14 protein-coding genes are annotated in these 11,312 nt (G+C 56.2%); all 14 read right to left on the minus strand.

The window, feature by feature from the left end; translation table 11 throughout:
* Window positions 1-63: 63 nt before the first annotated feature.
* Complete coding sequence (paaX, locus tag AC3WQH_RS10060) at window positions 64-891, minus strand: phenylacetic acid degradation operon negative regulatory protein PaaX (RefSeq protein WP_005830729.1); 828 nt, start codon at window positions 889-891, stop codon at window positions 64-66.
* Between the two features lie 165 nt (window positions 892-1,056).
* Window positions 1,057-1,470, minus strand: coding sequence for a thioesterase family protein (locus AC3WQH_RS10065; protein WP_025848315.1), 414 nt, complete (start codon window positions 1,468-1,470; stop codon window positions 1,057-1,059).
* A 30-nt stretch (window positions 1,471-1,500) separates the two neighbouring features.
* Window positions 1,501-2,700 carry a thiolase family protein gene (locus AC3WQH_RS10070; RefSeq protein ID WP_025848310.1) on the minus strand — a complete coding sequence of 400 codons (1,200 nt, stop codon included), beginning with the start codon at window positions 2,698-2,700 and terminating at the stop codon, window positions 1,501-1,503.
* Window positions 2,701-2,736: 36 nt separating this feature from the next.
* Window positions 2,737-3,936 carry a thiolase family protein gene (locus AC3WQH_RS10075; RefSeq protein WP_005830724.1) on the minus strand — a complete coding sequence of 400 codons (1,200 nt, stop codon included), beginning with the start codon at window positions 3,934-3,936 and terminating at the stop codon, window positions 2,737-2,739.
* Entirely contained in the window at window positions 3,933-4,688 is a 756-nt protein-coding gene (locus tag AC3WQH_RS10080) for a 3-hydroxyacyl-CoA dehydrogenase family protein (protein ID WP_007782935.1), read from the minus strand. Before AC3WQH_RS10080 ends, AC3WQH_RS10075 begins: the two co-directional genes overlap by 4 nt.
* Window positions 4,672-5,529, minus strand: a complete 858-nt coding sequence (locus AC3WQH_RS10085) for a 3-hydroxyacyl-CoA dehydrogenase family protein (RefSeq protein WP_005830720.1) — start codon at window positions 5,527-5,529, stop codon at window positions 4,672-4,674. The genes AC3WQH_RS10080 and AC3WQH_RS10085 overlap by 17 nt, the downstream gene beginning before the upstream one ends.
* Window positions 5,530-5,552: 23 nt before the next feature.
* The gene (locus AC3WQH_RS10090) at window positions 5,553-6,329 is read right to left on the minus strand and encodes an enoyl-CoA hydratase-related protein (protein WP_025848308.1); all 777 of its coding nucleotides are present in this window, start codon (window positions 6,327-6,329) and stop codon (window positions 5,553-5,555) included.
* Between the two features lie 9 nt (window positions 6,330-6,338).
* Window positions 6,339-7,112, minus strand: coding sequence for an enoyl-CoA hydratase-related protein (locus AC3WQH_RS10095; protein ID WP_026558012.1), 774 nt, complete (start codon window positions 7,110-7,112; stop codon window positions 6,339-6,341).
* A 48-nt stretch (window positions 7,113-7,160) separates the two neighbouring features.
* The gene (gene paaK, locus AC3WQH_RS10100) at window positions 7,161-8,489 is read right to left on the minus strand and encodes a phenylacetate--CoA ligase PaaK (protein WP_221842465.1); all 1,329 of its coding nucleotides are present in this window, start codon (window positions 8,487-8,489) and stop codon (window positions 7,161-7,163) included.
* A gap of 46 nt (window positions 8,490-8,535) precedes the next feature.
* Window positions 8,536-9,318 carry an enoyl-CoA hydratase-related protein gene (locus tag AC3WQH_RS10105; protein WP_238502991.1) on the minus strand — a complete coding sequence of 261 codons (783 nt, stop codon included), beginning with the start codon at window positions 9,316-9,318 and terminating at the stop codon, window positions 8,536-8,538.
* A gap of 40 nt (window positions 9,319-9,358) precedes the next feature.
* The gene (locus AC3WQH_RS10110) at window positions 9,359-9,748 is read right to left on the minus strand and encodes a PaaI family thioesterase (protein ID WP_005830712.1); all 390 of its coding nucleotides are present in this window, start codon (window positions 9,746-9,748) and stop codon (window positions 9,359-9,361) included.
* 96 nt (window positions 9,749-9,844) lie between these two features.
* On the minus strand, window positions 9,845-10,306 hold the full coding sequence (locus tag AC3WQH_RS10115) for a hotdog fold thioesterase (RefSeq protein WP_005830711.1): 462 nt from the start codon (window positions 10,304-10,306) through the stop codon (window positions 9,845-9,847).
* A 3-nt stretch (window positions 10,307-10,309) separates the two neighbouring features.
* On the minus strand, window positions 10,310-10,609 hold the full coding sequence (locus tag AC3WQH_RS10120) for an EthD family reductase (RefSeq protein WP_005830709.1): 300 nt from the start codon (window positions 10,607-10,609) through the stop codon (window positions 10,310-10,312).
* Window positions 10,610-10,991: 382 nt separating this feature from the next.
* On the minus strand, window positions 10,992-11,309 hold the full coding sequence (locus tag AC3WQH_RS10125; RefSeq protein WP_005830707.1) for a cytochrome C oxidase subunit IV family protein: 318 nt from the start codon (window positions 11,307-11,309) through the stop codon (window positions 10,992-10,994).
* Window positions 11,310-11,312 lie beyond the last annotated feature (3 nt).

An 11,312-nucleotide genomic window follows, 5' to 3' on the forward strand; every position in this document is an offset into this window, starting at 1 on the left:
AAATATTATTGCAGAAGAAATGCCCTAGCATATTGACTAGGGCGCTTTCTTCGTAGCAACCGCCTAATGTACGGGTGCAGCTTCATACACCGTCTCGAAGAATCGAACTGCCCCTGGATTCAAAAGTTGATAATAGTTTTGGAACAATTGATCCGCTTCTTTGCCCAGCCACAGATCCGGCAGCAGTTCCTGCGGCAAGTCCGGGTCGATAAACAAAAATTTGCGATATTCATGGACGAGCTTGGTCTTTTCCACGAAGCAATGGCTGTCGGCTACTTCCTCGCCGCTGCTGATCTTCGCGGATAGCTGCTCGAACTGCTCGCGATACGTATCAATAAATTCTTTGTACTTCGCGTTGATCTCGTCGATGTTCCAGCACTTCTGCACCAACTGCTTGGGATCGCTCCAGCCCAGGTGCCCTGCGCTGAAAATTTCGACGTGCTCCGTGATCTCGTGCGACTCGGTCAGTTCTTTTACCCGGTCGGCGAGGTCGTTCGGGCTGATCCACGTGCTCGTCGTCAGCATCCCGAAGCCCATCCAGCCCAGTTCCTTGCGCAGTTGGTCGCGCAGAGCGCGGCGCTCCTCCGGTATGTTGTAGCTGGCAATGCACCACTTGCCATCCCACACGTCTGTCTCGACTTTATAAATGCGGGCCGCCGCTTCCTCCAGCCGTTTTTTCCCACGCTCGGATACCGAATAATAGCTCTTGTTGCCTACTTTTCTCGACTCCAGCCAGCCCTGGCGGAGCATCCGGGAGATCGCTGCGCGAACAGCAGGCTCGGACAGGCCGAACTCTCCCATGAGCCGCGTCAGGCTGCCGATCCAGATTTCGCTCCCGTAATGACGGACGTATTCCCCGTAAATCGTAAAAAGCATGGATTGTGGCTTCACGTTTCTTCAACCCCCAGATCGATTCATACCTATTCGCTGTGAAATTGTACCATATTCTCTAGTGAGTGCGTGAATCGATTGAAAGTATGACGACAAAATGATATTACGTTATTTTAACGTAATTATATTAAAACATTTTAAAAGAGTCAATTTATTCTGGATGATTTATTTTTCAGCGCTGATTTCGGCTTGCAATGCCTCAAAACGCTGCCTGATTTCGTGCTTGTTGAAGATCGCCTGGGTAAACGTTCCGACCCCGACGCGATTGCGGGCGGTGTCCGCTGTCACCTCGCACACCACCCGTTTTTTCGTCACTTCCTGGCAAACCGCCTTGAAGGTCACTGTCTGGCCGACTACTGCGGGGCCGACATGGCGGATGTCCACAGCGAAGCCGGAGCCTTCCTCATCCTCTTCCAAATAAGGCAAAATCACCTGGCGTCCTGCCCATTCCATGTAGTAGATCATGCTGACGGTCGACATGACCGGATGCACGACCTCGCCTTCAAACTTAGGCAGCATGTCTTCGGTGACGGTCACCGTAAACTCGGCCGTCGTCCCCGGTTGCAGTCCTTCCTTCACACGCCTTCGCCTCCAGTCTCCCGCAAGCGCCTATACGCGCTCAATGATGGTCGCAATCCCCTGGCCCACACCGATGCACATCGCAGCCAGGCCATAGCGGGCTTCACGGCGCTCCATCTCATACAGCAAGGTCGTGAGGATGCGCGCGCCGCTTGCCCCGAGCGGATGGCCCAGCGCAATCGCTCCGCCGTTGACGTTGACCAGCTCCGGGTTGACCCCCAACTCGCGCACGCAGGCTACTGCTTGTGCGGCAAACGCTTCGTTAAATTCGAACAGTTCGATTTGCTCAATCGACAGGCCCGCCTGCTTCAACGCCTTGCGCGTTGCCGGAACCGGCCCAATGCCCATCACGGACGGATCGACCCCTGCCACTGCGGACGCGACGATGCGCGCACGCGGCTTCAGCCCGGCCGCCAAAGCCGCCTCCTGCTCCATGACGAGCAGGGCGCTCGCCCCGTCATTCAAGCCGCTGGAATTGCCCGCTGTGACCGTGCCGTTCGCCTGAAAAGCAGGTTTCAGCTTTTGCAGTTGCTCGATCGTCGTCTCCGGACGCGCGTGCTCGTCGCGGTCAAACAAGGTCACATCGCCTTTGCGCCCTTTCAGCTCGACCGGAACGATCTCCTGCGCCCATTTTCCTTCTGCGAGGGCGCGGGCGTAGTTTTGCTGGCTGCGCAGCGCGAACTCGTCCTGCGCTTCGCGGCTGATGCCGTACTGCTCCGCGACCTTCTCCGCCGTCTCTCCAAGGCTGATCGGCGGGTACAGCTCGTTCATTTTATCGTTGACCAGCCGCCAGCCGAGCGTCGTGTCGACCAGTTGCTGATTTCCGCGCTGAAAAGCAGTCCCCGGCTTCATCATCACCAGCGGAGCGCGCGTCATGCTCTCCAGCCCGCCTGCGATGTACACCTGACCTGCGCCTGCCTTGATCGCATTCGCGCTCTGATTGACAGCTTCCAGGCCGGAGCCGCACAAGCGGTTGACCGTCACGCCCGGCACTTCGACAGGCACTCCGGCCAGCAGCAAAGACATCCGCGCCACGTTGCGGTTGTCTTCGCCTGCCTGGTTGGCGCAGCCCATAATGACGTCATCAATCGTCTTCGGATCAATGTCATTTCGTTCCAGCAGCTTTTGAATGACCAATGCCCCCAGATCATCCGGGCGCACTTCTTTCAAGGCGCCGCCAATCCGTCCGATTGGCGTCCGCACAGCATCGATAATGACCGCTGTTTTCATCTTCCACTCCTCCAATGCAGTAGGACTTCTCTTCTGCTACAGCGCTTCTACCAGCGTCGCCAGCCCTTGGCCGCCGCCGATGCACAGCGAGACGATTCCGTATTTTTTCTGGCGGCGGCGCAGCTCGTACAGGATCGTGCCTGCCAGCCGGGCGCCGCTCATGCCGAGCGGATGGCCCAAGGCGATCGCTCCGCCGTTTACATTTGTCTTCTCCGGATCAAGCCCCAGCTCGCGCATGCAGGCGAGCGACTGGGAGGCAAACGCTTCGTTCAGCTCGAACAGGTCGATGTCCTCTACCGTCATGCTGACTTCGGCAAGCAGCTTGCGGATGGCTGCGACTGGTCCTATGCCCATGATGCGCGGATCGACTCCGGCGCAGGCAAAATGCACGATTCGCCCAAGCGGAGCGACTCCTGTACGCTTCACCATTTCTTCGTTCATGAGCAAAAGAGCCGCCGCGCCATCGTTAATCCCCGAGGAGTTGCCGGCCGTCACGCTGCCGTTTTTGCGAAAGGCAGGGCGCAGCTTCGCAAGCGACTCGACCGTGGAGTCGCGGCGCGGAAACTCATCTGTGTCAAACAGCGTTTCTTCCCCTTTTTTCCCGCGCAACAGGACGGGAATGATCTCGTCCTTGAACAAGCCTGCGTCAATCGCGGCGATCGCGCGGCGCTGGCTCTCGGCGGCAAACAAATCCTGATCCTCGCGGCTGATGCCAAACTGCTCCGCCACGTTTTCCGCGGTATCGCCCATGGTCAAATCGCCGTAAAGCGACACAGGCGCCGAGCGCGGCCCGCCAAACGATTCGATCAGCGCCTGGGCGCCGCGCTGGTACGGCTGCTCGAATTTTTCCATGATGTACGGGGAACGGGTCAAATTTTCTACTCCGCCTGCGAGCATGACCTGGCTGTGTCCTGCCTGGATGGACTGGGCAGCGAGATTGACCGCTTCCAGCCCGGACGCGCACACCCGGTTCACCGTCAGCCCTGGAATCGTCTCGGGCAGCCCTGCTTTGAGCAGACCTACGCGAGCAATATTGATAAACGGCCCCGCCGAAATGACATTGCCCATGATGACGCCATCGACAGCATCCCCGGTTTGTCCCGCTTGCGCCAATGCTCCGTTCAGCACGATGGCTGTCAGGTCATCAATCGGCGTATGCTTCAGACTGCCTCCCAGCTTGCCAATCGGCGTGCGCACGGCAGCCGTTACGTAGACGTCGCTTTTTTTCATCGTCATGCCTTCACACCCACTTTGCTCTCATAGGTATAAAAGCCCTGTCCGCTGCGCACGCCGACGCGTCCTGCCAGCACGAGCTTTCTGAGCAGTGGTGCCGGGCGGTAACGCTCCTCCGCCAGATCGCGCTGCAAGCCTCTGACAATGGCAAAAATCTCGTCCAGCCCGATGCGGTCCGCCCATTCCAGCGGTCCGTACGGATAGTTGGTGCCTTTTTTCATCGCGATGTCGATATCGCTGGCCGTCGCCGCCTTCTCCATCAGCGTGAACGCCGCCTCGTTAATAATCAGGGAGAGAATGCGCGGGAAAACCAGTCCCACCTCGTCCGCGACGATTTCCGTCTCTTTGCCGAGCGACTGGAAAAAGACTTCGGCCGCTTGAATCGTCGCTGGCGCTGTTTGCAGGGCAGGCGCGATCTCGATCAGCTCCCGCTCCGCGAGCGGCACGAGCGTCCCGAACCCGCACACCCGCTTTGGATGCTGCGCCCAGGAAGCTACTTCTGTCGCCGTGATCGCAAGCGAGGTCGTGAGGATCGGCACTGCCGGGGCAAGCAGGCTGTCCAGCGCGCGAATCAGCTCTCCCTTTTGCTGCAAGTCGAGGTTGCTCACCTCTACCGCGAGCGAAACCGCCGCAGGTTCTGCCGCCGCTTCCGCCACAGAGAGCACCTGGTATCCTTTTTCTGTAAAAAGCTGTTGAAGCTCTGCAAAAAGCGGACTTGTACCCGCGAGCACGACCGCCTTATTTGTCATAGTCATAGAAGCCTTCCCCCGTCTTTCTGCCCAGGCTGCCGGCCTGCACCATCCGCTGCTGAATCCGGCTGGGCTTAAATCGTCCTTCATGGAAGAAGTCGGTATAGACCGATTCGGTCGTGGCAAAATTGATGTCGATGCCGATCATGTCTTGCAGCTCAAACGGTCCCATTTTGAACCCGCCTGCGCGCTTCATGATCCGGTCGACCTGCTCTACCTCTGCGACATGGTCGCCCAAGATGCGCAGCGCCTCGTTGTAGTACGGACGCGCGATGCGATTGACGATGAAGCCGGGCGTATCCGTCACCAGCACGGGCACTTTGCCCAGCTCCGTTGCGAAGCGATACGCTGCCTGCACGTTTTCCTCGCTCGATTTTTTGCCGCGAATGACTTCCACCAGCGGCATGACGGGCGCCGGGTTGAAAAAATGAAACCCGAGAATGCGCTCGGGATGGGGAAGCCCTCCGGCAATTTGCGTGATGGAAATGGAGGAAGTATTGGTGAGCAACAGCGCATCTGCCCGGCAAATCCGGCTCAGCTCGCTGAAAATGCTTTTTTTCAGGTCGAGGCGCTCCGGCACTGCTTCGATGACGATGTCGCACTGCGCCAACTGCTCCATATCCGATACAAGCTTTGCCCGGGCCAGTGTGTCTGCCCGCTCCTGCTCGCTGATTTTGCCTTTTTCCACGTCCTTGCCCAAAATGGATTGCAAATAGGCGAGTGCTTTGTCCAAAACCGCCTGATTGGCGTCCAACAGCACTACCTGATGCCCTTTGCGGATACAGACGAGAGCGATGCCCGCTCCCATCGTTCCCGCACCGATGACGCCCACTGTTTTTGTATTCACTAGACTTGTGCCTCCCTTCGCTCCTAACGGCCGGTAAAACGGGGAGCGCGCTTTTCCATGAAGGCCGCGACCCCTTCTTTGTGGTCCGCTGTGCTGCCTGCGACCTCCTGTGCATACGCCTCGTAGTCCAACGTCTCTTCCAGTCCCATTTCAAGCCCTTTGTACATCGTGCGCTTGATGAGGCCAATGCCTCGCGTCGGGAGGGCAGCGAGTTTTTCCGCATAGGCTACCGCTTCTTCCATGAAGCTCTCCGCCGGATACACCTTGTTCACGAGTCCGATGCGCAGCGCTTCCTCTGCCGATACTTTTTCTCCAGTCATCGCCAACTCCAGCGCCTTGCCGATGCCGACGATGCGCGGCAGGAAGTAGCAGCCCCCCGAATCGGGCACAAGCCCGATGCTGACAAATGCGTTGACAAAAGACGCCTTTTCCGATGCCAGGCGAATGTCGCAGGCGAGCGCCAGGCTCATGCCTGCTCCTGCCGCCACGCCGTTTACGGCCGCGACAATCGGCTTTTCCGTCTTTTGCAACTGGAGGATCATCGGATTGTAGCGCTTGCGCAAAAATCCGCCAAAGTCGATGTCTTCGCCCGATACTTCGCCAAGGTCCTGTCCGGCATTGAACGCCCGCCCCGCTCCCGTCAGGAGAATGCAGCGCACAGCGTCATCCTTTTGCGCCTCTTTGAGCGCCGCAACGATTTCCTTGTGCATGACCTCGGTAAAAGCGTTGAATTTGTCCGGCCGGTTCAAGGTCACGACTGCTACGCCTTCCGCTACTTCATAAAGAATGGTTTCGTACATGGCCGCCTCCTAATTACCCGTAAACCGGGGTTTGCGCTTTTCCAGGAAAGCTTGCATGCCTTCCTTGCGATCCTCGCTGGCGAGCAACAAATAAAAGCCGTTGCGCTCGTAATCCATGCCTTCCCCAAGCGGCAAATCGTCTGCCTTGTGCACCGCTTTTTTGATCATCTGCACGGCGAGCGGCGGCTGCGCGGCGATTTGCTTCGCCAGCTTGCGGGCCTCCTGAAAGTACGCCTCTACCGGCACGACCCGATTGACCAGCCCGTAACGCAGCGCCTCCTTCGCCGAGATCGGCTCGCCCGTGAGCAGCATTTCCATCGCCTTGCGCAAGCCGACCGCGCGGGTCAGCCGCTGCGTGCCGCCTGCCCCCGGCATGACGCCCAGCTTGATCTCCGGCTGCCCGATCACGGCTGTTTCCGAAGCGATGACGATATCGCAGTTCATCATCAGCTCGCAGCCGCCGCCGAGCACGAAGCCGCTGACTGCGCCGATAATCGGCTTGGAAATGAGCGACATCCGATCCCAGACGGCGAATTGGTCCCGCTTCATGATCTCGATCGCGGACGCCTCGGCCATCTCGTTGATGTCGGCTCCGGCTGCAAATGCCTTGTCATTGCCCGTCAAAATGATCGCGCGAATGTCCGGGTCCCGGTCCATCCGCTCCAGCTCGGCAACCAGCTCATCCACTAATTGCAAATTCAGTGCGTTGAGAATCTTCGGTCGATTCAACGTAATAATCCCGATTCCATCCTCGCTGGCTGTTAGGATATATTCGTAAGCCATGCGCTTTTCACACCCTTTTTCGCAGGTAGTCGATCCGACAATCGCAAGCTAAATCGCAGCCTGAGCCTTGCCCCGATTGTCTACGATGCGGATTGCTTTTCCTTCGCTGCGCGTCAAGGAATTCGGCGGTTGAATGCGCAGCACGACGGATACGCCCAACGTATTTTTAATCATGTGCCCAATCTCTTTTACAAGATGCGACAAAGCAGCGCTTTCATTTCCGCTGATCTCGCTGGCGTACTCCTGTGTCAGCTCGCAGTGGACTTCAAACCGATCAAGCGCTCCGTCGCGTTCGATCACAACTTGATAGTGCGGTGTCAGTTGGTTGAAGGTCAGCAAAACAGACTCGATCTCTGTCGGGAATACGTTGACGCCGCGAATAATCAACATATCGTCTACGCGCCCTTTGATCCGCGACATGCGCATGGTCGTGCGGCCACACTTACAGGGCTCCGGATTGAGCGAAGCGATGTCTCCTGTGCGATAGCGGATCACCGGGAACGCTTCTTTGGTCAAAGAGGTGAAAACAAGTTCGCCTTCCTGTCCGTAAGGCAGCACTTCGCCTGTATTCGGATCAATAATTTCGGCGTAGAAATGGTCTTCTGCGATGTGCAGTCCATCCTGCGCTTCGTGGCACTCGATGGATACGCCTGGCCCCATGACTTCGCTCAAGCCGTAAATGTCCACCGCTTTAATATCGAGCGCTTCTTCAAGCTGTACGCGCATTTCCTCGGACCACGGTTCCGCCCCGAAAATTCCGTATTTGACGCTGGTTTCCCGCGGGTTGATGCCTTGTTTTTTCATTTCCTCGACGATGTTGAGCACGTAGGAAGGCGTCGCTGCGATTCCGCGCGGCTGGAAGTCCTCGATCAGCGTGATCTGGCGGGAAGTGTTGCCGCCGGATACAGGAACCGCTACTGCGCCGAGATACTCGATGCCGTTATGCAGGCCAAGCCCTCCTGTGAACAGGCCGTAGCCGTACGCATTGTGGAAAATGTCCCCTGGCTGGCCGCCGGCACAGCAGATCGCGCGGGCCACGATTTCCGCCCAGTTTTCCAGGTCTTTTTTCGTGTAGCCGACAACGGTCGGTTTGCCTTTTGTCCCCGACGAGCCGTGGATGCGGGCGACTTCGTTCATGTCTACCGCAAACAGCTTGAATGGGTAGTTTTCCCGCAGGTCTGTCTTTTTCATGAACGGCAGCTTGCGGATGTCTTCGATGGACTGGATGTCTTCCGGTTTTACCCCTGCTTCGTCGAACGCTTTTTTATGAAACGGCACTCGTTCGTAGACGCGTGCGGCCGTTTCCTTCAAGCGCTCCAGTTGGAGTTGAGTCATTTTTTCTCTTGACAGCGTTTCCATTTCCGTATTAAAGATCATGCCGTTTCCCTCATTCCATTACGTTATGTCTTTGCATGCTTGCTGCTTATTCGCCCTTGAATACAGGTTTGCGCTTTTCGCGGAACGCTTCCAGCGCCTCCAGACGGTCTTTGGTTGGAATAATGACCTCGTAGCACATCGTTTCTACATCCAGCCCTGTTTGCAAATCGACGCTGCTGCCGCGGTCGATGGCGGCTTTTGCCTGATAGACGGCGAGCGGCGCGTTGTCGAGAATTTCATGGGCCAGTCCCATTGCCAGCGCATGCAATTCTTCCTGATCGCGGGCTGTCCCATTCACGATTCCTAAGCGGTTGGCTTCCGTCGCCTGAATGCGGCGTGCCGTCAAAATCAGCTCTTTCGCTTTGGCCGGACCGATCAGCCGGGACAAACGCTGCGTCCCCCCTGCCCCTGGAATGATGCCCAGGCTCACCTCAGTCAGCCCCATCTTGGCGTCTTCCAGTGCGTAGCGGAAGTCGCAGGCAAGCGCCAGCTCGAAGCCTCCGCCAAAGGCAAAGCCGTTAATCAGCGCAATCGTCGGCTGTGGCAGCCGCTCCAACGCGGTGAACACATCGCGAATTTTGCGGACGTTGCGCCGTACTTGCTGCTCGTTTAACGTGCGGCGTTCTTTCAAATCGGCCCCTGCGCAAAACGCCCGGCCTTCGCCTTTTATCAGCAGGACGCGGATGTCTTTTGACTCCAGCCGCACCTGCTCGATCAGGTCACCCAGACGTTCCAGCGTATCGTAGTTCAGTGCATTCAGCTCATCCGGACGGTTCAGCGTGATGATCGCCACGTGGCCGTCTCGTTCAAAGCGAACGGTTTCCTCCATGCTCTGCGTCCTCCTTGTGCAGCCATTTCCTCCAGTGCGGTTAGCGGTTCGGGTTGACCCGCGCATACGTCCCTGTCGCAAAAGCAACCAGCTTCCCGTCGCAGGTCACGCGCGCTTCCATAATAATCAGGCTTTTTCCCTGCTTCAAAACGCGCGATTCGGCTTCCAGCCGCTCTCCGCGAGCAGGGTACAAATATTGAATCTTGCTCTCTACCGTGACGCATTGTTGCACACCGTCTACATGGGGAGCGGCTCCATGTCCCATCGCTACATCAGCCAGTGTCGCCGTTACGCCTCCATGCACGACGCCATCGATGCTATTGAACAGCTCAGGGCGAATTTTCAGCGCTACCTTGCAGCCCTGTTCATCTCGATGTACGACTTCTATGCCCAGGTAGTGGTTAAAACGATTGCGGATTTCCACTGTCATCCTCTCGCCCCCGTGTTAGTATCCTCGTGAAACAGTGAAAGGAGCCTGTGCTCCTCGCATTCGGCTTCCTTTCCCTGTCTGATTTTCGCATTTGGTTTAGTTCGGTTCGTCAATCGCGACGAAGTATTCGTTTTTCCGATACGCCAGGGCGTCCAATGTCGCTACCAGGCCATGCTCGGTTTCTACACGGATGCGGTACCAGGCTGTCCGGTTGTTCTTCTTCTCCTCCGTGGCAGTTGCCACCAGTCGGTTTCCTTTCATGGCTGCGGCCAAAAATCCGATGTTCATAGACAACGCCACGGATGTTTTGCCGTAGGAATTACAGGCTGCTGCGAAAACAAAATCAGCCAGGGAGAAAATGATCGCGCCATGCGCTGTGCCGTGTGCGTTCAGCATGTGTTCGGCCACGGTCACTTCCGCTGTCGCCGTCCCTTCCCCAAGCTCGATCAGCTTGACGCCTAAAAATTGGGCAAATTGGTCTTGCTTCAGCTTTTCGCAAATTTCATCGTAGTGCTTGCGATGAAGCTCTCGCTCGTCGACAAATGTTTTCCCGCTCATCGATTAGACCACTTCAGCAAAATGCATGGACACCACTTGGCCGGCAAATCCACGCAAGTCTTTTCCTGCTGCACGTCCCTCTGGAGATGACAACGCTTCCAACAGAGCCTCTTTTGTTTCAAAGTACATTTCTGCGATCAGGTGCAGATCGGACTCGCCCATTGGCGTGCCGTAAACCTTGCTCACTTCCATCTTGACCAGGCCAGGCATTTTTTCTGCGAGTGCAGCGTGCACTTCGAAATAGTGCTTGTCAAAAGCCTCGATATCTTCAGGCTTGCGATAAATTGCCACCAATTTCACCATTACGATCCCTGCTTTCATCAGTTTATTTCGCAAAACATGTGACGAGATAATGATATAACGTTATTTTAACGCATGTTTATATTTTTATTATATAAAGCCTTTCCGACAGGTGCAAGTATTTTTCAAAAAGCAAGAAAACTCTGTCGCCGGAATCTTCTGGTGCAAAACCTGCTACTATCATCATGCTTATCTTTGTTTTGCTTCGATAGTACAAAAAAATGGCTGCCAGAAATGACTTCCGACAGCCGATCAGAAAACTTGGCTGCGCCAAGCCATGGGCGCAGCCTTAGTTGCCCCTATACGGGATAAGAACCTTATCCATTCTTATCTGTAAAAAAAGAGGACAGACATGGCGTCTGCCCTCTTTGTCGCGCCTGGCGTTCTAAATCCACACCCAGTAAACGAAGACGATTATCGCAACCAGAATAAAGAACAACCCGGCGAAAATGCTGACTCGTGCAAACTCATGGCCTTTTTGGTCCATGTGCATCCAAACAAACAGTTGGAAGAGCGCCTGAACGAAGGCCAGTACGACGATGAACGGTACGGTGAAACCTGCCGGAACCACTTCATACGCTACTGCAATAAATGCCAGTGCGGTCAATACGAGAGATCCGATGAAAGCCACTACGTGTCGTTTAGGACTGTCGTGTTTTACTTTCGGCTTGCGTACCTCTTCATTTTGAGCATGTGCTCCCATAGA

The sequence above is a fragment of the Brevibacillus sp. FW301-21C12A genome, assembly GCF_058788915.1.